Source organism: Pseudarthrobacter sp. 01T43 (genome assembly GCF_056398665.1).
Genome location: NZ_JBFTPV010000010.1, coordinates 59,035 through 81,776 on the forward strand (window position 1 = coordinate 59,035; position 22,742 = coordinate 81,776).

Genomic DNA, 22,742 nt, shown 5'->3' on the forward strand with positions numbered 1-22,742 from the left:
TCAGCGTCGTCCGGACGAGGGCGGCGGTATTGGGGGAAAGCATGAAGAAAATTACGACGGCGGCTGCCGCACTGGCGTTGCTGGCGGGCCTTACCAGCTGCAGCCTGTTCCCGTCGCCAACGCGGCCGCCGGACATCGCGCCGGCCACGCCCGTGTCGGCGCTGCCGCCGGAGTGCCCGTTTGTTGGGCAGAATGACCTGACCCCGGTCCGGATCCCCCTTGGCACGCCACGTAAGACGATCGGCAGCGTCCTGAACGCCTACAGCGGTTGGTTCAATGCGGGTTCCGAACTGGTCGCCGTGTGGAGTCCCGGCACGGCGGTCCCCGAAAGCTGCGTTGAGCGGCTGGCAGTCCGGAACGCGGAGGCTTATTCGAGAACCTTGTTCACCGCCCACAGCGACGTGGCCTGGCAGGAGTATTTTGCGTCGGTGAAGGCGATGAACCAGCAGAACCTGGCGGCGGTCCGCCTGGCCGGGCCGGGCATGAGCGGGCGGGGGAAGTTCGAACTGCTGAAGGAAATCGAATTCCAGCGCCACGGACAGCGGGACGTTCCTCAAGTTCGACGCCGTTTACCGGCCCGTCGTCGCCGGGGAGGGCAACTGGGAGGATCTGGACAAGCCAACCCGCTGGTACGTGGAACTGGTCCCGGCGGGGGAATTCCTGGTGATCAACTACATCGAGACGAAACCCGCGGCCGGTTAGCTACCGTCCTAGATTGATCACGCAAGCGGCGATACAGTGCAAGGACACCACTTCCAGGCGTCCGGGTGATGCTGCCGGGAGCCTGGTTCGCTGTGGGCAAAAAGGCTCTAAGTATTGCGTACTTCAAAGTTGAGCGTAGTAGACTCAAGTTAGCAAAAATGCTCATTCCGGAAGGAGCTCTCTTTGGATTTCAAACCCACCACCAAGAGCCAGGAGGCTCTTTCGGCGGCAGCCATGAATGCCTCCACCATCGGCAACCCCCAGGTTGAACCTGCGCACGTGCTCAAGGCCCTGATGGATCAGCGGGAGGGCGTCGCCGTCGCGCTCCTCCGGGCTACGGGCGCAGACCCGGACACCGTCAGCGTCCAGGCGAGCAGTGCCATCAAGGCCCTGCCGGCAACGTCGGGCGGTTCCGCGCAGCAGGCCCAGCCTTCCCGGCCCGCGCTGCAGGCCATCCAAAACGCCAAAAACGAGGCCGACCGCCTCGGCGACACCTTTGTGTCCACCGAGGTGCTGCTGCTGGGGCTCTCTGCCGGAAGTGACGCCGTCGGGCGGTTAATGCGCGACGCCGGTGCCTCCCATGAGGCGCTCCTCGCCGCCCTGCCGGGTGTCCGCGGTGACCGTAAAGTCACCAGCCCGGACCCTGAGAACACGTTCCAGTCCCTGGAGAAGTTCGGCACTGACCTCACCGCGATGGCGCGCTCGGGCAAGCTGGACCCGGTGATCGGCCGCGACACCGAGATCCGCCGTATCATCCAGGTGCTGAGCCGCCGCACCAAGAACAACCCCGTCATCATTGGCGAGCCCGGTGTGGGCAAGACTGCCGTGGTCGAAGGCCTCGCTCAGCGCATCGTCGCAGGCGACGTGCCGGAAAGCCTGCGCGGCAAGACGCTGATCGCCCTGGACCTCGCCTCGATGGTGGCAGGAGCCAAATACCGCGGCGAATTCGAGGAGCGGCTCAAGGCCGTCCTGGAGGAAATCAAGAACTCCGAGGGGCAGATCGTCACCTTCATCGACGAGATCCACACCGTGGTGGGGGCGGGCGCCACGGGGGAGTCGTCCATGGATGCCGGCAACATGCTCAAGCCCATGCTGGCCCGCGGTGAGCTGCGGCTGATCGGTGCCACCACGCTGGACGAGTACCGCGAGAACATCGAGAAGGACCCGGCACTCGAGCGCCGGTTCCAGCAGGTCTACGTCGGCGAGCCGAGCGTGGAGGACACCATCGGCATCCTCCGCGGCCTTAAGGAGCGCTACGAGGCGCACCACAAGGTAACCATTGCTGACGCCGCACTGGTGGCCGCGGCAACGCTGTCCAACCGCTACATCTCGGGGCGGCAGCTGCCGGATAAGGCCATCGACCTGGTGGATGAGGCCGCATCGCGGCTGCGGATGGAGATCGACTCCGCGCCGGAGGAGATTGACCAGCTGCGCCGTGCAGTGGACCGGCTAACCATGGAGGAGCTTGCCCTTGCGAACGAAAAGGACGCCGCCTCCGTAGAGCGATTGGCGGCCCTCCGTGCGGACAAGGCGGACAAGACCGAAGAGCTGGACGCGCTGAACGCCCGTTGGGAAGCCGAGAAGGCCGGCCTTAACCGCGTGGGCGACCTCAAGGCCAAGCTCGACGAACTGCGCTCCACCTACGACAAAGCCGCGCGCGAAGGCGACCTGGAGACGGCGTCGCGGATCCTTTACGGCGAGATCCCGGCGTTGGAGCGCGAGCTGAACGCCGCCGCGGCAGCCGAAGAGGCTGTCACGGACAAATCCGGCCAGATGGTGGCTGAGCAGGTCACCGCGGACGACATCGCGGAGGTTATTTCGGCCTGGACGGGCATTCCCGCCGGCCGCATGCTGCAGGGTGAAAGCCAGAAGCTGCTGCACATGGAGGAGGAGCTGGGCAAGCGGCTCATTGGCCAGTCCAAGGCCGTGACGGCGGTTTCGGATGCGGTCCGCCGTGCGCGGGCCGGCATCAGCGACCCCAACCGGCCCACAGGCTCGTTCCTGTTCCTGGGCCCCACCGGTGTTGGCAAGACGGAACTCGCCAAGGCGCTCGCGGACTTCCTGTTCGACGACGAACGCGCGATGGTCCGGATCGACATGTCCGAGTACGGCGAGAAGCACTCTGTGGCCCGGCTCGTCGGCGCCCCTCCGGGCTATGTCGGCTACGAGGAGGGCGGCCAGTTGACTGAGGCCGTCCGCCGTCGGCCGTATTCAGTGATCCTGCTCGACGAAGTGGAGAAAGCCCACCCAGAGGTTTTTGACATCCTCCTGCAGGTGCTCGACGACGGCCGGCTCACGGATGGCCAGGGCCGAACCGTGGACTTCCGCAACGTGATCCTGGTTCTGACCTCGAACCTGGGGAGCCAGTTCCTGGTGGATCCAACGCTGGATCCCCAGGCCAAGCGGGATGCCGTTATGGCCACGGTCAACGCGTCCTTCAAACCGGAGTTCCTGAACCGGTTGGACGAGGTGGTGCTGTTCGACGCCCTGACCGTGGACGAGTTGGCGCACATCGTGGAACTCCAGGTGGCCGAGCTCGGAAAGCGGCTGCACGACCGCCGGCTCACCCTGGAAGTGTCCGAGGGTGCCCGCTCCTGGCTGGCAATGTCCGGCTTCGATCCTGCCTACGGTGCCCGGCCGCTGCGGAGGCTCGTTCAGCGGGAAATCGGCGACCGCCTGGCCAAGGCCATCCTCGCCGGGGATATCGCGGACGGTGACACCGTGCTCGTGGACGCCGCGGCCGACGTCGACGAACTCACCGTTGAAGGGCTGGAGGCACTCACAGGGCTGGACGGCGGCGCGCCCGCCGGCACCGGCCTGGTGGTGCGGCGGAAGAAATAAAGCGGACCCGTATGCGGAAAGCGCCCCCTCCGGTGGAGGGGGCGCTTTCGGGTGCTGCCGGTTTCTGCTAGACGGCCGTGTAGCCGCCGTCGATCGGAATGGTCGCGCCCGTGATGAACTTCGCCTTGTCGCTCGCCAGGAAGGTGATGAGATCGGCAACTTCCTGCGCCTCGCCGACGCGGCCGGCCGGGTGCAGCTTTGCGTACTGCTCAAGGGTCGGCTCGTCGATGAGCGGGGTCCGGATGACGCCCGGGGCCACCGCGTTTACACGGATGCCCTCCTTCGCATACATCGTCCCGGCGGCGCGGGTCATGTTCACGACGCCGCCCTTCGAAGCCGAGTAGGCGATGTTGTTCGAGATGGCCACGAGGCCGAACATCGATGCGAGGTTGACAACGACACCGCCGTTGCCCTGCTTGAGAAGCTGTGCGATGGCGTACTTGTTGGTGTAGAACACGCCGGAGTAGTCGATGCCGTTGGTGCGCTCCCAGTTTTCCACGGTGGAGGTGACAACGTCGCCCTCGCCGCCGACACCGGCCGAGGCGACGGCAATGTCGAGGCTGCCGAACTCCTCGACCGTCTTGGCGACGGCGGCCTCAACGTTTTCGGCCTTCGAGACGTCGCCCTGGAAGAACTTCGCGCCAATCTCGTCGGCGACTTCCTGCGACTTGGGGTTGAAATCGAAGATCATGACCTTCGCGCCTTCGGCAATGAAGGCCTTTGCGGTCGCGAGACCGAGCCCCGATCCGCCGCCGGTGATGAATGCGACCTTGTTCTCGAGTTGCATGAGTCAGTCCAATCTCTAAGCGATTTCGCGGTCACGGTCGTGTCGATGTTCCCGCGGTGCGCATTTTATATGCGTATACATCTATCTTGCCACTAATAGTTGAAAAGTCAACCTTTGTGTGTCGGTGGGGCATCGGGAGGCGATGCCTGCGAAGGATGTTTAGGGCAGACTGGTGACGTGAGCGGAATCCGGTGGGTGCTGCACGTCGATCTCGACCAGTTCATCGCGGCGGTCGAAGTGCTCCGGCGGCCGGAGCTTGCGGGCAGGCCGATTATTGTCGGTGGTCGGGGCGACCCCACGGAACGGGCTGTGGTGTCCACCGCATCCTACGAAGCCAGGGCGTTCGGCGTGGGTTCCGGAATGCCCTTACGCATTGCTGCCCGGAAAGTGCCCGACGCCGTGATCCTGCCCGTCGATCACGAGGCTTACCTCGCGGCGTCCGAAACGGTGATGGCTACCCTGCGCGCGCAGCCGTGCGCCACTGTCCAGGTACTCGGGTGGGACGAAGCCTTTATTGGCACCGAGACAGAGAATCCCGAAGCCTACGCCCGGCAGGTGCAGGCCGCTGTCCTGGAACAAACACGGCTGCACTGCAGCGTGGGCATCGGCGATACCCTGGTCCGGGCCAAGGTCGCCACCGGTTTCGGCAAGCCGGCCGGCGTTTTCCGTCTCACTGCCGGGAACTGGCTCGCGGTCATGGGCCCCCGGCCCACCAGGGACCTGTGGGGCGTCGGAGCCAAAGTGTCGGGCCGGCTGGCCAAACTCGGCATCAGTACGGTCGCCGAGCTCGCCGCCTCCGACCCCCAAGACCTGGTCCCGGAGTTCGGCCCCAAGATGGGCCCCTGGTACGCGGAGCTGGGGCGCGGGGACGGCGCCAGCGTTGTGGACGACACCCCGTGGGTGGCCCGCGGGCACAGCCGGGAAACCACTTTCCAGCAGGACCTGAGCAGCCCCGCGCAGGTGGACGACGCCGTCAGGGAGCTGACAGCGCGCGTCCTTGAGGACGTGGTGGCCGAAGGGCGGCCAGTGGTCGGGCTGACCCTCAAGGTCCGGTACGCGCCCTTCATCACCACAACCCACGCCAGGAAGATTCCCGAGACCTTCGACCGGAACGAAATCCTGGCCCGCGCCCTGGATCTCGCAACCGCAATCGAAGCGGAGCGCCCCATCCGGCTTCTGGGCCTGCGGGCCGAAATGGCAATGCCCGACGATGCCCGAAAGGGACACACGCCCACGCGTGGCGGCTGGTGACGGCCTTGCGCGCCTGATGCGGCGGAACCGTCCGGCGGGCCGACCAGGGCCCATGAGCGTCCCCCTGGTTCGAGCGACCATGCGATCAGGCCACGGGCGACCTGTCTGTCGGCCGTAAGTATTCAAAGATCACGGTCGTATTCGTGCCGGCCACTTCCGGCCTGAGGCTGAGGTTGGCGGCCACGAGGTCGCGGAGTGCGGCCGAATCAGACACGGCGACGTGAATAAGGAAATCCCGGTCCCCGGTGACGAAGAAGATGCTCTCGACGGCGGGCAGGCCGGCCAGGTAGTTTTCGAACTCGGTGAGGTTGGCCCGCGCATGGGCGTGAAGCCGGATGGCGATGAGGGCCTGCAGTCCGCGCCCTACTGCCGCCGGATCCACATCCGCGTGGAAGCCGCGGATGATGCGCCGCTCCTGAAGGGAGCGGATCCGGCCGTGGCAGGTGGAGGGGGCGATGCCGGCGGCGGCCGCAATGGCGTTGTTCGGCGTCCGTGCGTCGGCCTGCAGCAGCCGGATGATGAGGTGGTCCGTTTCGTCCAGGACCGCATGCCGAGTGTTGTTCGGTCCTGGCGCAAAACTTCCGACCTTTTCTGAATTAAGTGGCATAAGGCCAGCTTCGCCCAGAATGATTGCCGAATCAATTGAGGTTGGTTTTTACATTCTTCAGACTGAAGCCAATGCCATGTGGCATGAGTCATGGTTGAAGGAGAGTGGAATGTACGCACGTGCACAGTCGCCCCGCACCGCCGTCGTTGTCGGTGCTGGAATGGTTGGCCTGGCTACGGCCTGGCATCTGCAGGAACGCGGGGTCGAGGTGACAGTCCTCGAGCGCTCCGCCGTCGCTGCCGGCGCATCGTGGGGCAACGCCGGCTGGCTCACGCCAGGCATGGCCATGCCGCTGGCCGATCCGACCCTGTGGTCCTACGCACCGAAGGCACTGCTCGATGCCAGTGCGCCGCTCCATATCCCGGCCCGGCTGGATCCGAAGCTGTGGGCGTTCCTGGCACGCTTCGGCCTGCACGCCACTGCCAAGGCCTGGGACAAGGCCATGGCTGCGCTGACGCCGATTGACCGGATGGCCCTGAACGCCTTCGATGAGCTGACTTCCGGCGGCGTGGACGCGTGGACGCGGAAGGGACCCTTCGTCATCGGGTTCGAGCAGGAAAAGGAAAGCAAGCCGTTCGTCCACGAGATCCAGCAGGTGGAAAAGGCCGGGCAGAACGTGCCGCTCACGCGTCTGGACAATCCGCAGCTCAAGGTGCCACAGCTCTCCGCCGGTGTCTCAACCGTCTACGAAATGGAGGAGCAGCGCTTCATCGAACCCGGGCCGTTTGTTCAGGCACTGGCCGATGCCGTGCAGGCCCGCGGCGGAAGAATTATGAGCGGGATGGAAGTGCGGGCTTTGCGTCACGGCCCGCAGGGGATCTCTGTGGAGAGCTACGGGCAGGAGCCGGTCCAGGCTGACGTCGTGGTGCTGGCCACCGGAGCCTGGCTGCCGGCGCTGGCCAAGCCGCTTGGTGTGAAGACCCGGATCCAGGCTGGCCGTGGCTATTCCTTCAGCGTCGCCACGGATGATCCCGCCGAGTTCCCCATCTACTTCCCGGCCCGCCGGGTGGCGTGCACGCCGTATCAGGGCCGGCTCAGGATTGCCGGCACCATGGAGTTCCGCGGCCCGGATGAGCCATTGCAGACGGGACGCATCGATGCCATCCTCGCCTCGGTGCGGCCACTGTTCACCAACATGGATCTGGAGAACCTCGAGGACATTTGGGTGGGTGCCCGCCCCGTCACGCCTGACGGGCTGCCCGTGATCGGCGCGACCCGTTCCCCGGGGGTCTACGTCGCCGGCGGCCACGGCATGTGGGGAATCGTGCTTGGACCGGCCACCGGCAAACTGCTGGCCGAGCAGATCACCACCGGGCACATTCCGCAGGAGATCCGCCCCTTCGACCCGCTCCGGTGACCCTCAGCCGGCAAGCGCCCCGGCCTGATCAGGCCGGGGCCGTCGGCAGGACCAGCAGGTAGCCGGTTGGCAGACCGCTGCTCCAGCGCCGCGGCTCGCGGACCACAAACTGCGTCGCCAGCTGCTCCGGGGTGAGCAGGCTGTTGGGTGCGGGCGAGGGACCCCATTGTCCGCTGCCGTTCGGGTAGAGCGGATCCTGGACGCGGATGCCGGTGACGGTGAACTTGGGGAATTCGTGGGGGTCGCCGAGCGACTCAAACCCGCTCATCACCCAGGCATGCCGGCCGCTCCACATGACCAGCCCGACAGGCCGGCCCGTGTTGGCGATGGCGCGCGCGGCGGTTTGCAGGGCGTCTTGGTAGTCGGCGATGCTCACCACCTTGTATGGGCCCATCCCGGCTTCGGTCAGCACCTGGGCCCACCCGAACGGGTTGGCACCGTTGAACGAGTCAGACGACCGTGCCCGGGCCATCTCCCACAGCTGGTTCTGTTGGGTACGGTCGGTCCAGGTGCCGCCGCCGGTGCCGTCGATGAGGTTGTGTGCGATCTGAATGCTCGCCGCAACACACCAGTCGAAGGTGTACTGCGGCACGAAGTCCCCCTCCCGGTAGAGGTTGAGGGCGAACGCCTGGGGCGCCGCAGGCGGTGCGGGAACCGGAGTCGGGACGGGGCTCGGCGCGGCGGTGGGTGCCGGGAGGGCGGGCGGCTGAAGGGCCGCGGCCGTCTCACCCGCTGCTGACGGCGCCGCCGAGATGGCAGGGGCAGGCTGACCGGTTGCGTCGTCGAGGCGGGTCGCGGGCGCGCAGGCACCGAGGAGGGTCGCCAAGGCAACGAGCCAAGCCAGAAGACTGGCGCGCGCACCGATCATGGTTCAGTTTAGCGCGACGCCAAATAGCTCAGGAGGCGTAGCCCCAGCCAAACATCAGTTGAGGATGCGCCCGGCCGGCTCGGGTGGCGTCGGCATAATCCGCTCGAAGATGTCCAGGACTGCCTGGGTTGCCCGGCCAACTCCGTGGTGGCGCCACAGCACCACAACGGCGAGGTATGTGGGCGGACCGGCAAGCTCACGGTAGACCAGGCCCGGCGGGTTGATGTGCCGGACCGACGACAACGTGAGGGTGACGCCCACCCCTGCGGCCACCAGGCTGAGGACGGCGTAAGAGTCGGGCGCTTCCTGCATCACATGCGGCGAAAATCCTGCTTCCAGGGCAAGCCGGGTGGTCGCCTCCCGGAGGTTTGAGCCGATAGTTGCCGGGAAGGCCACAAAGGGTTCTTGAGCGAGATCCGTCAGCTGGATAGTGCCCGCGGATGCAAGGGGGTGGTCCTCCGGCAGGGCAACCAAAAGGCGTTCATAGCTGAACACGCGCGTCCGGACATCCTTGTCCCGCACCGGAAGCCGCCCGAACCCGATGTCGATGGCGCCGGAGGCTACTTCCGCCGGCGCCAGGCCGCCGTACACGAGCGACTTAAGTTTCAGCTCGATGCCGGGTTCTGCGGTACGCACCGCCTTGGCCAGCGGCGGCACCACGTCCCGGCTGCTCGCACCGGCGTACCCCACCAGCACCTGGCCCACTACGGCCGAGCTGCCGAGCGTCGCAGCACGCTCGATGAGACTGGCGCTTTCCAGCGTCTTCAGGATCGGCTCCAGCACCGCGTGCCCCGCATCGGTCAGGCGGACGGTCCGGGAAGACCGTTCAAAAAGCGCGACGCCGAGCTCCTGCTCCAGCCGGCGGATCCACACGCTGAGCTGCGGCTGGGCAACTGCCAGCCGCTCGGCCGCGCGGCCAAAGTGCAGTTCTTCGGCAAGGACTGCAAACGCCCGAAGGTACTTCAGATGCATCTGCCCAGCCACCCATAACGGTTTCGTAATCGGACTCTTACTTAAAGTTTATTGGACAGTTATCGGCTTGTTCTGCGATCTTGAGTGTGCGCTAGGTTACCCACGGCTGTGATGCGGGGCATCGACCCCCGCCCGCCGCAAGCTTCCCAGCGCCTCCCCAGGTCAGCCGGCAGGCACCCCTTTATCTGCTGCGCGCCAAAACTCTTTCAATTCAATGAGGACAATCATGACCAAAACTATGGACAGGGCCGAAATTCCCGTCGCCAAGCGTGCCGTGGGCATGCAGAAGGTGACCGGCTTCTTCACCGAGCTGATGCGGCGCTTCCTGCCGGATCCCTTTGTGTTCGCCATCATCCTGACCATCCTGACGGTCATCCTCGCCATCGTGATCGAGGGCCAGAGCTTCGACGACGTCACGGCGTCATGGGGAAACGGATTCTGGTCCCTGCTCGCGTTCACTACCCAGATGGCCGTCATCCTGGCCATGGGCTACGTCCTTGCCAACGCGCCCGTTGTCGAGCGCTTGCTCAACGCCATCGTCAGCCACGTGGAAACACCGCGCACCGCGGTGATCGTGGCAACGTTGGTGGGTGCCGTGGGTTCTTACCTCAACTGGGGATTCGGCCTGGTCATCGGCGGAATCGTTGCCAAGAAGCTGGCCCTGCACGTCAAGGGCGTCCACTACCCGCTAATCATCGCCGCGGCCTACAGCGGATTTACCATGTACGGCCTGGGCCTTTCCGCCACCATCCCGATGGTCATTTCGACGCCGGGACACCCGATGGAGAAGCAGATGGGTCTCATCCCGCTGGCAGAGACCATCTTCTCGCTGCCGATGCTGGTCACCGCCGCCATGGTCCTGGTGACGCTGCCGCTGCTGAACGCCATGCTCCACCCCAAGCCCGGCCAGCCCGTCACCGAGATCAACCGTGCCCTGCACCTCTCCGAGCCCACCAAGGCCGTTGTGGTGGATGGTGACGCCAACACCTTCGCGTCCAAGCTCAACAACAGCCGCATCCTCGCCATGGCAATCGGCGCGCTCGGAATGGCCTACGTTGTGGTGCACTTCGTCCGGGGCGGCGGCGTTGACCTGAACCTGATCAACTTCTTTATCCTGTTCCTCGGCATCCTGCTCCTGGGCACGCCCAACGCCTACCTCAAGCAGCTCAACGAGGGCATCAAGACCATCTCGGGCATCATCCTGCAGTTCCCGTTCTACGCAGGGATCATGGCCATCATGGCTGCCTCCGGTTTGGTTGTGACCATTTCGGGGGTCTTCACCAGCATCTCCACTCCCGAGACGCTGCCGTTTTGGGGCCTGATCAGCTCGTTCCTGATCAATTTCTTCGCACCGTCCGGCGGCGGCCACTGGATGATCCAGGGCCCCTTCATGATCGATGCTGCGAACGCGATCGGCGCTTCCCCTGCCCAGACCGCCATGTCCGTCATGCTGGGCAACGCCTGGAACGACCTGGTCCAGCCTTTCTGGATCCTCCCCGCCCTGGCGCTGTCCAAGCTCAAGCTGAAGGACATTATGGGTTACACCGTGATCATGATGTTCTGGGTGGGAATCATCTACGTCGGCGCCATCCTCCTCTGGGGCTACCTGGGCTAAGCCCACTTCAACACGAAAAGAGAAACAAATGCTGTTCCTGGTACGCATGGACGTCAATCTTCCCGCTGATATGCCTTCGGAGGAGGCAGCTGCCATCAAGGCAGTCGAAAAGGCCTATTCGCAGGACCTGCAGCAGCAGGGCAAATGGCGCCACATCTGGCGCGTTGTGGGCGAATACTCCAATTACTCGGTGTTCGACGCCGAAAGCAACGACGAGCTGCACAACATGCTCTCGGGCCTGCCGCTGTTCCCGTACATGGACATCTCAGTCACGCCCCTGGCGAAGCACCCGTCAGACGTCAACTGACAGCGGGAGTGCTGCAACGCCGTCGTGCTCCCTTGGTACTCAGGGGAGCACGCTGGCGTTGATGACGTTCCCGGCGTCGGCCGTCACATAGCAGTCCACCCTGCGGTCACCGGAATCCCAGCTAGTGCCGCTGGGATAGGCGCGCTGGAAGTTGAGCGTGTAGCCGTCGGCTGTCGGGGCCAGCTTGGCCGCCCGGCAGGCGTCCAATGCCTTAGCGGCCAGGGCCTCCCGGCCCGGATAGGAATCTTTGGCCGGGTAACGGAACACGGCCACCAGTTGGGCGGAGTGGCCGGTATCGCAGGCCACCACCGTCGACCGGAGGGCCGCGGGATCAAAATCCTTGAAGCAGTCACCCAGCCGGTAGTTCAGCGGTGTCACGCCCTCCCGCGGCAGCGCGACGGGGGTAGGCAGGGGTGTGGGGGAGATCTCCACGACGCCGGAGCCGGGATCGCCGGCCGGGGCGGTCGGTTCGGAATCCAGCCGGCCGGCGAGCCACACGAGAGCGACCACAACACCAATCAAAACCAGCGCGAAGACACCCTTCAGCAGCATTGACGCGGCCCGACGCTGCTTCTGCGGGGACGGTTCTGCGGGAGCCGGCGGGGCCTCCACCTGCGCCAACCCGGCTGTGGGCGGGCCAGCAGGTTTGGGTGGGATGGGACGTTGTTCGTGGTTGTCCATCCGGATACCCTCCTGGGTTTCACCTCGTCTGGGTGCTGTTCCGTGCACACGGACCGGCAACTCTTGAGGAGACTCTATCCAACAAAAATGCCGGGAACCCGCGGTTCGTCGCGGAAAGGGTACCGGACATGGCGCCCGAACGCACAGGCTGGCAAGCACCGGCCGCCGAAAGCATGTAATCTAGGTGTACGACAAATTGACCAAACATTCCGGGGCCTCACCGATCGCCAAGGTGACCACCTCCGGTCCGAGTACAAAAGGGGGTCACGCCATGGGGCGCGGCCGTCAAAAGGCAAAAGCTACCAAGCAGGCTCGGGACATTAAGTACTACTCCCCGAACACTGATTATTCGGCCCTTCAGCGTGAGCTCAAGGGTCGTGAAGGTCTTGCCACGAGCCATTTCGCGAATGAACCGGTTGAACCGGACTATTCGGCTTACGTGGATAAGTACGCGGAAGATTTGGAAGAAGACGACGACGAGGTGCACACCCGTCGGATCGGCTAGCTGTCGCTAGCCGGTTCCGCCATAGGCGGCCGGCGCCGTGTCACCGCAGTGCAATCGGACGCCCCATCTGTCCGCTTGCACAGCGCTTCTTTTTCAGCACCTTGGTTCCAATCGGACCCCGGTGTTGGCCTCAGTTATCAGGCCCGTTGCCTGTACCGGAATCCGGTGCAGGCGGCGGGTTTTTTGGTGTTGACTGGAGTCTGGATGCGATATGCCGCCCGTGAAAGGACCCCCGATGCCAGAGAATTCCTCCCCACCGCGCTACCGTCACGGCGAACCGTGCTGGGCTGACGTCCAGACCCGGGACGTCGAAGCGGCCAAGGCCTTCTACACTGAGGTGTTCGGCTGGACGTTCAAAGACCTGCCCACGCCGGATGGCCGCAGCTACGCCCAAGCCTTCGCGGGGGAGGATCTGGTAGCTACGGTTGCGCCGCAGAATCCGCACCAGGAATCGCTGGGTACCGCCGCCCAGTGGAACATCTACTTCGCAGCCGAGGACGCCGGCGCGCTGGCCGAGGAGGTTCCCCATGCCGGCGGTGCCGTGCAGTTTGGCCCCGAGGAGATTGGGGACACCGGTGTGATGGTGTTTGTGGATCCGCCAGGTGGCGGGACCACCGGCGTGTGGCAGCCCGGAACGCATACCGGCACCGGCCGGTACAACGCGCCCGGTGCGCTGTCCTGGACGGAACTCCTCACGCCCGAGCCGCAGGCCGCCGTCGGGTTCTTCCAGCAACTGTTCGGCCACGAGGTGACTGAGTACCCCCAGGACGACGGCGGGACGTACTCAACGCTGATGGTGAACGGCGCAGAGGTGGCCGGAATCGTCGCGGCTGAGGCGCCTGCGAGGTGGCAGATCTACTTCGGCGTCGCTGACGTGGCTGACGCCGTGCGGAAGGCGGTGGCAGCCGGTGCCGAGGTGCTGATCGCACCCGAGGCTGACGACGACGAGACGCCGGGCGCCACGGCCACCCTCAAGGACCCGCAGGGCGGCGAGTTCAGCCTGCTGGAGGTGTAGCCCGGTTAAATGCGTCGAGTGCTCCGTAAACGCCGTTTTGAGGGGTCAAAAGGGCGGTTACGGAGCACTCGATGGCTCGCGGGGGGTGTTACGCGTAGGCGTTGACCAAACGGACGGCGCCGCCGTCCACTCCCTTGGCGCCCTGGACGTAGTCCGGGCCGGACTTGAGAATGGAATCCGAGTCGGCCGTGACGGTGCCCATGACCCAGGACGGCAGGCCGCGGTCGTTGAGGCGGGTCACGGCGGCGTCGGCAGCTTCGGCGGACACGATGGCCACCATGCCCACACCGAGGTTCAGGGTGCGCTCGAGGTCGGCCAGCGGGACGTTGCCCAGCTCCGAGACCAGCTTGAAGATGGCCGGAAGTTCCCAAGTGGCGCGGTCAACCGTGGCCACGAGGCCTTGCGGCAGGACGCGGGCCAGGTTGGCGGCCAAGCCGCCGCCGGTGACGTGGCTGAAGCCGTGCACCGCGTTGGAGCTGTTCACGGGGAAGGCGCGGGCCAGGTCCAGGCAGTCGGCGGCGTACACGCGGGTGGGTTCCAGCAGTTCCTCGCCCAGCGTGCGGCCCAGCTCGGAGACCTGGCGGTCCAGGGCCCAGCCGGCGTGGTTGATGACGCGGCGGACCAGGGAGTAGCCGTTGGAATGCAGGCCGGACGATGCCATGCCGATCACGACGTCGCCGGCGCGGACTCGTTCCGGGCCGAGCAGGTCGGAGGCTTCCACAACGCCGGTGGCGGCACCTGCGACGTCGTATTCCTGCTCACCCAGCAGGCCCGGGTGCTCGGCGGTTTCGCCGCCCACCAGGGCGGTGCCGGCCACGGAGCAGGCGGCCGCGATGCCACGGACGATGTCCGCGATGCGCTCCGGGACAACCTTGCCGCAGGCGATGTAGTCGGTCATAAAGAGCGGCTCGGCGCCCACCACCACGATGTCGTCCACCACCATGCCCACCAGGTCAAAGCCGATGGTGTCGTGGATGTCCATGGCCTGGGCGATGGCAACCTTGGTGCCCACACCGTCGGTGGACGTGGCCAGCAGCGGGCGCTTGTAGGTCAGCAGCTTTGAGACGTCGTAGAGTCCGGCGAAGCCGCCCACACCGCCAAGGACGGAGGAGTTGTGGGTGGCCTTCACGGCACCCTTCATGAGCTCGACGGCGCGGTCGCCGGCTTCAACGTCAACACCGGCCGAAGCGTACGTGATGCCTGCGGCGTTCCCGGAGGTGTTGCCGGCGGCGGGGGATGCGGAAGTCATACGGACTCTTTCTTGTCGGCGCCGGGGGTGGTGGCTGCTGCATGGTGGATCTCGGGCACGCGGTCTTCGTCGGTGAGCAGGTCCTCAAACTCTGCATCCGGACCCGGGTCGCAACCGTCCGAGCCTTCGGCATCTGCCGGATCCGCGTGGTCGTCGACGGCGGGCGCGGACAGGGCGGCCGTGGCGCCGGGCAGCGCGGAGGCCGACGGCGTGAGGCCGCCGAGGTCGGTGCGCTCCAGCAGGTTCTTGCCTAGTTTGTCCGGGCTGGGGAGCTCGATAGGGTACTTGCCGGTGAAGCAGGCGGTGCAGAGGCGTTCGCGCGGCTGCCGGGTGGCGTCGATCATGCCGTCTTCGGAGATGTAGGCGAGCGAGTCGGCACCAATGGCCTGGGAGATTTCGTCGATGGTGGCGCCGTTGGCGATCAGCTCCGCTCGGGAGGCGAAGTCGATGCCGTAGAAGCACGGCCACTTAACCGGCGGCGAGGAAATCTTGATGTGGACGGACGCGGCACCGGCTTCGCGGAGCATGCGGACGATGGCGCGCTGGGTGTTCCCTCGGACGATCGAGTCATCCACCACCACAACGCGCTTGCCGCGGATCACGGACTCGAGGGCGTTCAGCTTCAAACGGATGCCCAGCTGGCGGAGCGTCTGGGAGGGCTGGATGAAGGTCCGGCCCACGTAGGAGTTCTTGACGAAGCCGTGCGCGAACGGGATGCCGGATTCCTCGGCGTAGCCCACGGCGGCGGGGGTTCCGGATTCGGGGACGGGAATGACGATGTCCGCTTCCTGGGTGTTTTCGCGGGCCAGCTGCCGGCCCATCTCCACGCGGGACTCGTAAACGGAGCGGCCGGAGATGGAGGCGTCGGGGCGCGCGAGGTAGACGTATTCGAAAACGCAACCCGCCGGCGTCGGCTCCGCGAAGCGCTTGGAACGCACGCCGTCCTCGTCGATGGCGATGAACTCGCCCGGCTCGATCTCACGGATGAAGCTGGCGCCCACAGTGGCCAGGGCGGACTGTTCGGAGGCCACAACCCAGCCGCGCTCCAGCCGGCCCAGGACCAGCGGGCGGATGCCGTAGGTGTCGCGTGCTGCATAGAGCGTGCCCTCATCCATAAAGACGAAGCAGAAGCCGCCCTTGATCTTGGGCAGCAGCTCCATGGCGGTCTGTTCGAGGGTCTTGCCGTCCTCGCCCTCCAGGAGCGCGGTGACCAGGGCGGTGTCCGAGGTGTTGCCCTGCTTCATTTCGCCGCTGAGCTGGCCGCCGTTGCGTTCCTGGATCATGGCGTTGAGCTCGGCGGTGTTGGTGAGGTTGCCGTTGTGCGCGAGGGCCACAGTGCCGGTGCTGGTGGCGCCAAGGGTGGGCTGGGCGTTGGCCCAGTGGCTGGCTCCGGTGGTGGAGTAGCGGCAGTGTCCCACTGCGAGGTGCCCGGTCAGGGTGTTCAGCGTGGTCTCATCGAACACCTGGGAAACGAGGCCCATGTCCTTATAGACGTTAATCCGCTTGCCGTCACTGGTAGCTATACCAGCGGACTCCTGACCGCGGTGCTGCAATGCATACAGCCCGTAATAGGTTAGTTTTGCTACTTCTTCACCTGGTGCCCAGACCCCAAAAACGCCACAAGCGTCCTGAGGGCCTTTTTCGCCAGGGAGAAGATCATGAGAAAGTTTTCCATCGCCGCGTGCCACTGGTCGATTATCTCACGAGATGGGGTAACACTTGGCCGCGCCCGCATTTGTGACTGCCTGCGGTGACCCGGCCCTGAACCTACTGGCCAGTACCGTCGTCGGGCTCGGAATCAGGGACGGCCTCAACGACGGCACGTTCCTGGCGCCTGACGCTCCGCCGGTCCAGGACAAGGGCCGCCACTGCGCCGAGGATGGCGCCGCCGGCGCCGAACATGACCAGGAAGAAACCGAAGACTGCTCCGCGGTCGAAGCTTTCGTCACCGGGAAGGGCATACGCCACGATTGCTGCGGCGGCGACGCCCACCAGTGCGCCGAGGATGAGGAACGGCACATATTTGGGTGCCCGGCGGACGGTGACCTGGCGGCGCTCGGCGGGTAATTCTTCGGAAGACATGACCTCTAGCCTACTCATTCCCCCTTACGCACTCTTCCCCCCCCGGGTTGCTCTATCACTTTTGGCTGCCAAACCGGCCGAATGGGAACCAGAAGTGATAGAGCAACCGGGGGCGGCGGGTTTCGGGCATGGAGGGCATGACTCTTGCGGGAATATTTGCCCCGCCTTGATGGGGCCTTGAGCGTCACTGGCCACACTCGGAGCAGGAGCTTCAACGGAGAGCTTCGAGGAATGCGCGGCTGGCCGGAGGACGGTGCAGGGGTTATGGAAAAAGCTGAATCCGATAACGGGCTGCGGGGCAGGCTGACGGGCTCGTGGCGGCTTTTGAAACAGGGCCACCGCCCCCGGAGTACCGTTCACTACCTGAGCCATTCCTGGCAGCTTCGGTCCCTCTCCCGGTCATTGGCCAACGCGTTGGGTGAATCGTGGGAGGCGTCGAGTTGGCCTGGGGACCGGCTGGCGGTGGGGGTCGAACTTTCTGAAAAAGTGGAAAAACTCACCCTGCTGCTGAACCGGGAAACCGAAATCCACGGCCGCCTGGCGGCGCTCCTGAAGTAGCCGTTCCCTCCTGACCCGATCCGTGCCAGACTTACCACCATCGAGTGGCTGGGGTTACCGGGTCAGGAGATGCCGTGCATTGGTATACAGGTTGGGCCTACCTCTTAGCTGGGCTTATGACAATGGATGCGCTCCTACTGGCCTTGTGGGCGATCGACTCTGATTGGCCCAATAACTGGCGGAAGAAGCCCTGACTTCAGCGCCCGACTTCGCTCAACGCAATGTGCTAGACCCCGAGCGTCTCCCGGAGGGCTGCGACATGGCCCTGTGCCTTGACCTGGTACTGGGCCAGCGCCACGTTGCCTTGGGGGTCCACCACGACCGTGGAGCGGACGAGGCCTTCGACGATCTCACCGTTGACCAGCTTTTCACCCCAGGCGCCGTACGCGAGGGCCACGCTGTGGTCTTCGTCGGACAGGAGCGGGAAGGTCAGGCCGAAGTCGCCGGTGAAGGCGGCCAGCTTCACCGGGGCGTCGGGGGAGATGCCCAGTACTTCGTAGCCGGAGCCCTGCAGGGAGGCAAGGCTATCGCGGAAATCGCAGGCCTCGGTGGTGCAGCCCGGTGTTGCCGCTGCCGGGTAGAAGTACACAATGACGTTCTTGCCCCGGTAGTCGGACAGCGAGACAGCCTTGCCGGCGGCGTCCTGGAGGGTGAATTCCGGGGCCTGCGTACCTGGCTGAAGCTTGATGGTCAGTTGGTGGCTCATGGCGTTCCTTCGGGAGACTCTGGCGGCTAAAGGCAAAACCAGTGAAGCGGGCTTTGCGCTCTAGGAACAACTCGGGCGTCATGTGGAGTATTCCGGAGGTCACGGTTTTCCATTGACTTCGGCTGCGGCAAGGATACGGTTAAAGATACTCAGAAATGGTCTCTGAAGTACGTCGCCGCCCGCACTTCGCCACGCTTGACGGTGTGGTTCCTACTCCAATTCGCCCGCGAATCATTTCCTAGGCTGTGTCCGAATGACCGCAAATTTCATCAGAGCCCTGGCTGTCAAGTCCTTGGACATCCCGGACAAAAAGCGATGCCCGCACAAGGCTGAGTTCGATCTTGTCACTGTGGACGACTACTCTGTGGCCCGGCTGATCCTCGCGCCCGGCTGGCGCTGGTCCGAGTTCGCCAAGCCCACGGAACTGACTGACTTCTGTGAACATAACCATCTGGGCTACTGCGTCTCCGGTTCGCTGGAGATCCAAACGTCCGACGGCGCGAGGTCCACTATCAGAGCCCATGACACGTATGCGCTGCCTCCCGGGCACGACGAGTGGGTGATCGGCTCCGAGCCGTTCGTCGCCATTGAGTTCCTGGGGGCGGCCTCCTTCGGCCGGCCCCGGAGCCGGGGCATGCACGCGCTGATTTGAGCGTGCGCGGTTGCCAGTGGCTCCGGTGTCAGGCGGCCAGGGCAGCTTCCGCGTGCACTATGCGCTGCAGTGAGTCCACCACGTCCGCCGGCTGCTGGCCGGCGTCGAGGTGGACGAAGTCCCGATACTCAGGCAGGGAGCGGTAGGCATCGCGGAGGGCGGCCAGGTCCGCAAGGGTCTCGGTATCAGTGTCGCGCGCCGTGATGCGGCGGCGGCGGGCCAACCCCGGCTCAATGTCCAGGTGCACCACGGCGTCCGATGCCGGCAGGCGGGACAGCAACCAGGGCAGCACCCGGCCCCGCGGCAAACGCTTCGCGGTGCGCAGGGCGAACTGGCAGTACAGGTGCCGGTCCATCACCACCAGCCCGTCAAAGCGGCTGGCGCGCAGGTGGGACACGAGCACGTTCGCGACGCGAAGGGTGCTCTCCACGGCGTCGGCAAGGCGGAGCGGCCACCGGATCCCCAGCCGTTCGCCCAGCACGGACATGCTGCGCCTGCCGGCGTCGTTGTGGAGCAGCAGGGCATTGCTTCCGCCGGCGCGGGCTTGGGACACCAGGGCGCGGGCGGCCGTGGATTTCCCTGAGCCGTCAATTCCAGTCAGGACAATGAGCAAGTGGCCTTCTTCCGCCACCGGTTTAAACGGCAGGAAGGCCTGGATCGTGCCGTAGCGAGGCGCACCTCACACGTTCAGTGGCGCGGTTCGAGGGCCAGTTTCAGTCCGAAACCGACCAGGACAGTGCCTGTCATCCGGTCAATGACCGTGACGCTGCGTCGGTCTTTCAGCCATTTTGAGGCGAAACCGGTGCCGACGATCAGGGCGGACAGCCATACCAGGCCCAGGACGCAGTGCACTCCGGCAGGCAGGACGCCCATCATCAGCGGGGGCGTTCCGGGCGGGATGAACTGGGGGATGGTGGCGATGTAGAAAACGCCCACCTTGGGGTTGAGGAGGTTGGTGCCGGTGCCGGTGAGCCAGCCCCGGAGGAACTGGTGGCCGGCGGGGGCGGGGAGTTCGACGGCGGCGGGTCCTTCCGCGCCCGGTCCCTTGGTGCGGCTCTTCCAGAGCAGGGAGGCGCCCAGCCAGACCATGTAGGCCGCTCCCGCCATCGTCAGGATCCGGTAGGCGAGTTCCGAGGCGGCCAGGAGCGCGGATACGCCGACTGCCGCGGCGATTCCCCATGCCATCAGTCCGGTGCTGATCCCCAAGGCGGTGGCGAAGGCAAACGTGCGGGACCGGGCGATGGCGGACCGAAGCACCAAGGCGGTATCGACACCCGGGACCAGCGTCAGCAGGCCCGCGACGACGGCAAAGGAAAGCAGTGCTTGGGTAATGACGTCCACTTGCCTAGGATAAGGCGCCCGAAGGGCAGTGCAGGAATTGCGGCCATGCAGGGATAGCGGTGAGCGGACGACGGCGGCCGGGCGGCCGCCGTCGGACGTTCAGAGGGGAGCCTAGCGGCAGAAGCTGGACAGCGCCGTGTTGGCCGCCTGGTTGTTAGCCTGCATCTCCGCGATCTTTGCCGTGTCCGGGCTCTCCTTGGAAGCCTCATCCGCATACTCGATCAGGGACCCAAGCGCAGGCTTGAGGTCGTCGGACGCCACAGCCTCGATGGGCCGGATCTGATTGGCGAGGCGCACAAGGCCGGTCTTGGTCTGGCCGCCGCCGTTCGACGGGTTGGACAGGACAATCTGGATGCGCTCGCAAGTTTGGGCGGTGGAGAGTTTGGTGGGCGCAGTGCACGCGGAAGCGGTAAGCACGAGGCCGGCGGCGATCAGGGCGGTGGCGAGTTTCTTCATGGGTCCCTCAGTAGGCGGTTGAGGTTTCGATTGTAAGCAGAGTGCGCGCTCCGGCGCCCTTCGGAGTGCACAGGGGGCCCAGTGTGACCGGGCAGGGAGGGGGCTTCGAGCTCTGGCGGGACTTACTGCGGGTTGCTTAAACTGGCAGGACAACCGTGCGGGCCTGCCGCATGTTGGCCTGTGCGGATCAGCCAAATCAAGGAAAGCAAAATGGCCCGCACTACCCAGAATTCAGGAAAAGTACAGCGCCGTACCGCCATGATGTTCTGCGCGGTAATGGGGTTGCTGGCCCCTGTCGGCCCGGCGACAGCTACGCCGCTACAGGACTCAGTCATTGTGCTCGACGGCGCTAAGTCGGCCGAAGGGATCGCTGCCGGCGACGGGACAACCTTCTACGCAGGCGACCTTCAGCTCGGCGACATCTACCGAGGTGACATCCGCAGCGGCAAGGCGGAACTGTTCATTGATGTTTCCCACTTTGATACGGCGCAGCGGGCCGCGGTAGGCATGAAAGCCGACGTCCGGAATGACCTGCTGTTCGTGGCAGGCGGCGCCACCGGCAAGGCCTATGTGTATGACACGGCGTCGGGCGAACCCGTCAAGGACTACACGCTGGCACCAGGATTCATCAACGATGTCACGCTCACCAGCGAGGGCGCCTGGTTCACCAATTCAGTAGCCCCTGAGCTCTACTTCGTTCCCGTTGGCTCGCACGGCAAGCTGGGCGAGGTTCAGACGCTGAAGCTGCAGGGTCCGGCCGCACAATTGGCGGGTGCCTTCAGCCTCAACGGCATCGCCGCCGCGGATGACGGCCGGCTGCTGATCGTTGCCCACTCCGGCCTCGGAAAGCTCTACACCGTCGATCCGGAGACCGGCGACAGTGCAGTCATTGCCGGCGTGGACGTGCCCAACGTTGACGGCATCCTGGTCCGGGGCAGCCAGCTCTGGGCCGTGCAGAACTTCTCGAACCAGATCAGCCGCTTCAGGCTCGCGGACGATCTGGCCTCCGGTGAAATTCGGAAAGTCATCACCAGCGCAGACTTCAAGGTACCCACCACAGTGGCCTTCTTCGACAACACGCGGCTCGGGAGCACCCTGGCCGCGGTGAACGCCAAGTTCAACGACACAACGGCCACGCAGTACGAGGTCGTGCTGGTACCGGCCTGGGACTAACTGGTGCGCACGGCCACCCCGGTCCATAACAACGGCCCTGGCCCGCATGAACGGTGCGGGCCGGCACCGCCTATGCGGGTGCGGGCCGCGGATGTTGGCTAGCGGTCACCCAGGCTGCCGCCGAGGGGCGGCACGGTGCCGCCGGCGCGCCTGACGTCCCGTCGGTCAGCCCTGCTGTGGGCCTCGCCCTCTGCCGATTCGTCGGACTCGCCCATGAGATCCACCAGGCCGCCGGTCTGGTCGAACGGGTGCGCGAACCGGTTGTACTCCAGCGGCGGGTTCGCCAGCTGGCTTTCAACGGTGTCCTGCGTGGCTCCGGGGACCGGGGTCCGCCACTCGCCGGTGGCGTGGCCCTCGTGTTCGATGAACTTCTTGAATTTCCTGAGGTCGTGGTCTGCCTGGCGACCCACCACGTGGAGCAATTCGCCAACCCTTTCCAGCACTCCCTCAGGCAGGTATTCGAGGGTGAGGGAAACTTCGGTCCTGTTCCCGCCGGCGTCGGAGAATTCAACGGCGCCGGCGTTCGTGGCATCTGAGGTGGAAGCCCACGCCAACCGCCGGTCCGGCACCCGCTCAAGGATGGTTGCCTCCCACTCGCGGCGGACGCCGGCGATGCGCGCCACCCATGTCAGCCGGTTATCGCTGAGCTGGCTCACGCTCTCCACACCGTCCATGAAGTGCGGGAAGTCCTCAAACTGCGTCCACTGGTTGTAGGCCGTGCTTACCGGCACGTCCACCACAATCCGCTTCTCCACTTTGCTGCTCATGGTGCTACTCCTCGTCGGGGTCGACGCCTTCCGCTGGTTCCTGCGAGTGCACCCGGATGTCAGCGGATTCGGCTGCTTCGCCGCCCGCGGCTTCGTCGCCTTCGGCCGGGGCCTCGCTGTGGATCCGCTGCGCTGCTGCTGGCTTGTCCTTCATGGCAGATGCTCCCTGGGGGCGTTGTGGATGGGGCCGTACTCATCATTCAGCGCCTCGCGCCGCGGGGTGTCAATGACCCTGGATCGGCTATGGCTG

General features: G+C 65.3%; 25 protein-coding genes. 11 read left to right on the top strand and 14 right to left on the bottom strand.

What is annotated here, in order from left to right:
- Positions 1-41: 41 nt before the first annotated feature.
- Positions 42-719 carry a hypothetical protein gene (locus AC1DIM_RS11360; protein ID WP_477710585.1) on the top strand — a complete coding sequence of 226 codons (678 nt, stop codon included), beginning with the start codon at positions 42-44 and terminating at the stop codon, positions 717-719.
- Between the two features lie 166 nt (positions 720-885).
- A complete protein-coding gene (gene clpB, locus AC1DIM_RS11365) occupies positions 886-3,543 on the top strand; it encodes an ATP-dependent chaperone ClpB (protein ID WP_477710586.1) in 2,658 nt (885 codons plus the stop codon).
- A 67-nt stretch (positions 3,544-3,610) separates the two neighbouring features.
- Here clpB and AC1DIM_RS11370 read toward each other — a convergent pair whose 3' ends face one another.
- Positions 3,611-4,330: an SDR family NAD(P)-dependent oxidoreductase gene (locus tag AC1DIM_RS11370; protein ID WP_477710587.1), complete on the bottom strand. Its 720-nt coding sequence runs from the start codon at positions 4,328-4,330 to the stop codon at positions 3,611-3,613.
- Positions 4,331-4,507: 177 nt separating this feature from the next.
- Here AC1DIM_RS11370 and AC1DIM_RS11375 point away from each other — a divergent pair, with 177 nt between their 5' ends.
- Entirely contained in the window at positions 4,508-5,581 is a 1,074-nt protein-coding gene (locus AC1DIM_RS11375; protein ID WP_477710588.1) for a DNA polymerase IV, read from the top strand.
- Between the two features lie 85 nt (positions 5,582-5,666).
- On the opposite strand, the gene AC1DIM_RS11380 is transcribed toward AC1DIM_RS11375, so the two are convergent.
- Positions 5,667-6,188 carry an Lrp/AsnC family transcriptional regulator gene (locus AC1DIM_RS11380; protein ID WP_477710589.1) on the bottom strand — a complete coding sequence of 174 codons (522 nt, stop codon included), beginning with the start codon at positions 6,186-6,188 and terminating at the stop codon, positions 5,667-5,669.
- Positions 6,189-6,297: 109 nt separating this feature from the next.
- On the opposite strand from AC1DIM_RS11380, the gene AC1DIM_RS11385 reads away from it, so the two are divergent.
- Complete coding sequence (locus AC1DIM_RS11385; protein ID WP_477710590.1) at positions 6,298-7,545, top strand: NAD(P)/FAD-dependent oxidoreductase; 1,248 nt, start codon at positions 6,298-6,300, stop codon at positions 7,543-7,545.
- A 28-nt stretch (positions 7,546-7,573) separates the two neighbouring features.
- Here the strand turns inward: AC1DIM_RS11385 and AC1DIM_RS11390 are convergent, their stop codons facing one another.
- Both AC1DIM_RS11390 and AC1DIM_RS11395 read right to left on the bottom strand, forming a co-directional pair.
- A complete protein-coding gene (locus AC1DIM_RS11390; RefSeq protein WP_477710591.1) occupies positions 7,574-8,413 on the bottom strand; it encodes a hypothetical protein in 840 nt (279 codons plus the stop codon).
- Between the two features lie 54 nt (positions 8,414-8,467).
- Positions 8,468-9,385: a LysR family transcriptional regulator gene (locus AC1DIM_RS11395; protein WP_477710592.1), complete on the bottom strand. Its 918-nt coding sequence runs from the start codon at positions 9,383-9,385 to the stop codon at positions 8,468-8,470.
- A 226-nt stretch (positions 9,386-9,611) separates the two neighbouring features.
- Between AC1DIM_RS11395 and AC1DIM_RS11400 the strand changes: the two genes are divergently transcribed.
- Positions 9,612-11,000: a short-chain fatty acid transporter gene (locus AC1DIM_RS11400; RefSeq protein WP_477710593.1), complete on the top strand. Its 1,389-nt coding sequence runs from the start codon at positions 9,612-9,614 to the stop codon at positions 10,998-11,000.
- A gap of 28 nt (positions 11,001-11,028) precedes the next feature.
- Positions 11,029-11,307, top strand: a complete 279-nt coding sequence (gene catC / locus AC1DIM_RS11405) for a muconolactone Delta-isomerase (RefSeq protein ID WP_477710594.1) — start codon at positions 11,029-11,031, stop codon at positions 11,305-11,307.
- Between the two features lie 39 nt (positions 11,308-11,346).
- Here catC and AC1DIM_RS11410 read toward each other — a convergent pair whose 3' ends face one another.
- The gene (locus AC1DIM_RS11410; protein WP_477710595.1) at positions 11,347-11,988 is read right to left on the bottom strand and encodes a septum formation family protein; all 642 of its coding nucleotides are present in this window, start codon (positions 11,986-11,988) and stop codon (positions 11,347-11,349) included.
- 271 nt (positions 11,989-12,259) lie between these two features.
- Here AC1DIM_RS11410 and AC1DIM_RS11415 point away from each other — a divergent pair, with 271 nt between their 5' ends.
- Both AC1DIM_RS11415 and AC1DIM_RS11420 read left to right on the top strand, forming a co-directional pair.
- The gene (locus tag AC1DIM_RS11415) at positions 12,260-12,493 is read left to right on the top strand and encodes a DUF3073 domain-containing protein (protein WP_477710639.1); all 234 of its coding nucleotides are present in this window, start codon (positions 12,260-12,262) and stop codon (positions 12,491-12,493) included.
- Positions 12,494-12,728: 235 nt separating this feature from the next.
- Positions 12,729-13,508: a VOC family protein gene (locus AC1DIM_RS11420; RefSeq protein WP_477710596.1), complete on the top strand. Its 780-nt coding sequence runs from the start codon at positions 12,729-12,731 to the stop codon at positions 13,506-13,508.
- Between the two features lie 88 nt (positions 13,509-13,596).
- Here AC1DIM_RS11420 and purM read toward each other — a convergent pair whose 3' ends face one another.
- The 3 genes from purM to AC1DIM_RS11435 all read right to left on the bottom strand — a co-directional run bounded on the left by purM (position 13,597) and on the right by AC1DIM_RS11435 (position 16,839).
- Entirely contained in the window at positions 13,597-14,757 is a 1,161-nt protein-coding gene (gene purM, locus AC1DIM_RS11425; protein WP_477710597.1) for a phosphoribosylformylglycinamidine cyclo-ligase, read from the bottom strand.
- Positions 14,754-16,445, bottom strand: coding sequence for an amidophosphoribosyltransferase (purF, locus tag AC1DIM_RS11430; RefSeq protein ID WP_477710598.1), 1,692 nt, complete (start codon positions 16,443-16,445; stop codon positions 14,754-14,756). Before purF ends, purM begins: the two co-directional genes overlap by 4 nt.
- Before the next feature lie 79 nt (positions 16,446-16,524).
- Positions 16,525-16,839 carry a hypothetical protein gene (locus tag AC1DIM_RS11435; protein WP_477710599.1) on the bottom strand — a complete coding sequence of 105 codons (315 nt, stop codon included), beginning with the start codon at positions 16,837-16,839 and terminating at the stop codon, positions 16,525-16,527.
- Between the two features lie 264 nt (positions 16,840-17,103).
- Here AC1DIM_RS11435 and AC1DIM_RS11440 point away from each other — a divergent pair, with 264 nt between their 5' ends.
- The gene (locus tag AC1DIM_RS11440) at positions 17,104-17,397 is read left to right on the top strand and encodes a hypothetical protein (protein WP_477710600.1); all 294 of its coding nucleotides are present in this window, start codon (positions 17,104-17,106) and stop codon (positions 17,395-17,397) included.
- 226 nt (positions 17,398-17,623) lie between these two features.
- On the opposite strand, the gene bcp is transcribed toward AC1DIM_RS11440, so the two are convergent.
- Entirely contained in the window at positions 17,624-18,103 is a 480-nt protein-coding gene (gene bcp, locus AC1DIM_RS11445; protein ID WP_477710601.1) for a thioredoxin-dependent thiol peroxidase, read from the bottom strand.
- Between the two features lie 253 nt (positions 18,104-18,356).
- Here bcp and AC1DIM_RS11450 point away from each other — a divergent pair, with 253 nt between their 5' ends.
- Positions 18,357-18,755, top strand: a complete 399-nt coding sequence (locus AC1DIM_RS11450; RefSeq protein ID WP_477710602.1) for a cupin domain-containing protein — start codon at positions 18,357-18,359, stop codon at positions 18,753-18,755.
- 28 nt (positions 18,756-18,783) lie between these two features.
- Here the strand turns inward: AC1DIM_RS11450 and AC1DIM_RS11455 are convergent, their stop codons facing one another.
- From AC1DIM_RS11455 to AC1DIM_RS11465, 3 genes are all read right to left on the bottom strand, one after another.
- Entirely contained in the window at positions 18,784-19,368 is a 585-nt protein-coding gene (locus AC1DIM_RS11455; protein WP_477710603.1) for a nucleoside/nucleotide kinase family protein, read from the bottom strand.
- 74 nt (positions 19,369-19,442) lie between these two features.
- The gene (locus tag AC1DIM_RS11460) at positions 19,443-20,096 is read right to left on the bottom strand and encodes a LysE family translocator (RefSeq protein ID WP_477710604.1); all 654 of its coding nucleotides are present in this window, start codon (positions 20,094-20,096) and stop codon (positions 19,443-19,445) included.
- Positions 20,097-20,207: 111 nt separating this feature from the next.
- Positions 20,208-20,552, bottom strand: a complete 345-nt coding sequence (locus AC1DIM_RS11465) for a hypothetical protein (RefSeq protein ID WP_477710605.1) — start codon at positions 20,550-20,552, stop codon at positions 20,208-20,210.
- A gap of 210 nt (positions 20,553-20,762) precedes the next feature.
- On the opposite strand from AC1DIM_RS11465, the gene AC1DIM_RS11470 reads away from it, so the two are divergent.
- A complete protein-coding gene (locus tag AC1DIM_RS11470; RefSeq protein ID WP_477710606.1) occupies positions 20,763-21,725 on the top strand; it encodes an SMP-30/gluconolactonase/LRE family protein in 963 nt (320 codons plus the stop codon).
- A gap of 98 nt (positions 21,726-21,823) precedes the next feature.
- Here AC1DIM_RS11470 and AC1DIM_RS11475 read toward each other — a convergent pair whose 3' ends face one another.
- Positions 21,824-22,492: an SRPBCC family protein gene (locus tag AC1DIM_RS11475; RefSeq protein WP_477710607.1), complete on the bottom strand. Its 669-nt coding sequence runs from the start codon at positions 22,490-22,492 to the stop codon at positions 21,824-21,826.
- A 4-nt stretch (positions 22,493-22,496) separates the two neighbouring features.
- Positions 22,497-22,646 (bottom strand): hypothetical protein, encoded by a 150-nt coding sequence (locus AC1DIM_RS11480; protein ID WP_477710608.1) that lies wholly within the window; start codon positions 22,644-22,646, stop codon positions 22,497-22,499.
- Positions 22,647-22,742 lie beyond the last annotated feature (96 nt).

Bases quoted from the DNA above. Each gene is read 5' to 3' on its own strand.
- AC1DIM_RS11360 (WP_477710585.1), top strand. From the start codon at position 42: ATGAAGAAAATTACGACGGCGGCTGCCGCACTGGCGTTGCTGGCGGGC.
- AC1DIM_RS11370 (WP_477710587.1), bottom strand. From the start codon at position 4,330: ATGCAACTCGAGAACAAGGTCGCATTCATCACCGGCGGCGGATCGGGG.
- AC1DIM_RS11380 (WP_477710589.1), bottom strand. From the start codon at position 6,188: ATGCCACTTAATTCAGAAAAGGTCGGAAGTTTTGCGCCAGGACCGAAC.
- AC1DIM_RS11385 (WP_477710590.1), top strand. From the start codon at position 6,298: ATGTACGCACGTGCACAGTCGCCCCGCACCGCCGTCGTTGTCGGTGCT.
- AC1DIM_RS11390 (WP_477710591.1), bottom strand. From the start codon at position 8,413: ATGATCGGTGCGCGCGCCAGTCTTCTGGCTTGGCTCGTTGCCTTGGCG.
- AC1DIM_RS11395 (WP_477710592.1), bottom strand. From the start codon at position 9,385: ATGCATCTGAAGTACCTTCGGGCGTTTGCAGTCCTTGCCGAAGAACTG.
- AC1DIM_RS11400 (WP_477710593.1), top strand. From the start codon at position 9,612: ATGACCAAAACTATGGACAGGGCCGAAATTCCCGTCGCCAAGCGTGCC.
- catC (WP_477710594.1), top strand. From the start codon at position 11,029: ATGCTGTTCCTGGTACGCATGGACGTCAATCTTCCCGCTGATATGCCT.
- AC1DIM_RS11410 (WP_477710595.1), bottom strand. From the start codon at position 11,988: ATGGACAACCACGAACAACGTCCCATCCCACCCAAACCTGCTGGCCCG.
- AC1DIM_RS11415 (WP_477710639.1), top strand. From the start codon at position 12,260: ATGGGGCGCGGCCGTCAAAAGGCAAAAGCTACCAAGCAGGCTCGGGAC.
- AC1DIM_RS11420 (WP_477710596.1), top strand. From the start codon at position 12,729: ATGCCAGAGAATTCCTCCCCACCGCGCTACCGTCACGGCGAACCGTGC.
- purM (WP_477710597.1), bottom strand. From the start codon at position 14,757: ATGACTTCCGCATCCCCCGCCGCCGGCAACACCTCCGGGAACGCCGCA.
- AC1DIM_RS11435 (WP_477710599.1), bottom strand. From the start codon at position 16,839: ATGTCTTCCGAAGAATTACCCGCCGAGCGCCGCCAGGTCACCGTCCGC.
- AC1DIM_RS11440 (WP_477710600.1), top strand. From the start codon at position 17,104: ATGGAAAAAGCTGAATCCGATAACGGGCTGCGGGGCAGGCTGACGGGC.
- bcp (WP_477710601.1), bottom strand. From the start codon at position 18,103: ATGAGCCACCAACTGACCATCAAGCTTCAGCCAGGTACGCAGGCCCCG.
- AC1DIM_RS11450 (WP_477710602.1), top strand. From the start codon at position 18,357: ATGACCGCAAATTTCATCAGAGCCCTGGCTGTCAAGTCCTTGGACATC.
- AC1DIM_RS11465 (WP_477710605.1), bottom strand. From the start codon at position 20,552: ATGAAGAAACTCGCCACCGCCCTGATCGCCGCCGGCCTCGTGCTTACC.
- AC1DIM_RS11470 (WP_477710606.1), top strand. From the start codon at position 20,763: ATGGCCCGCACTACCCAGAATTCAGGAAAAGTACAGCGCCGTACCGCC.
- AC1DIM_RS11475 (WP_477710607.1), bottom strand. From the start codon at position 22,492: ATGAGCAGCAAAGTGGAGAAGCGGATTGTGGTGGACGTGCCGGTAAGC.
- AC1DIM_RS11480 (WP_477710608.1), bottom strand. From the start codon at position 22,646: ATGAAGGACAAGCCAGCAGCAGCGCAGCGGATCCACAGCGAGGCCCCG.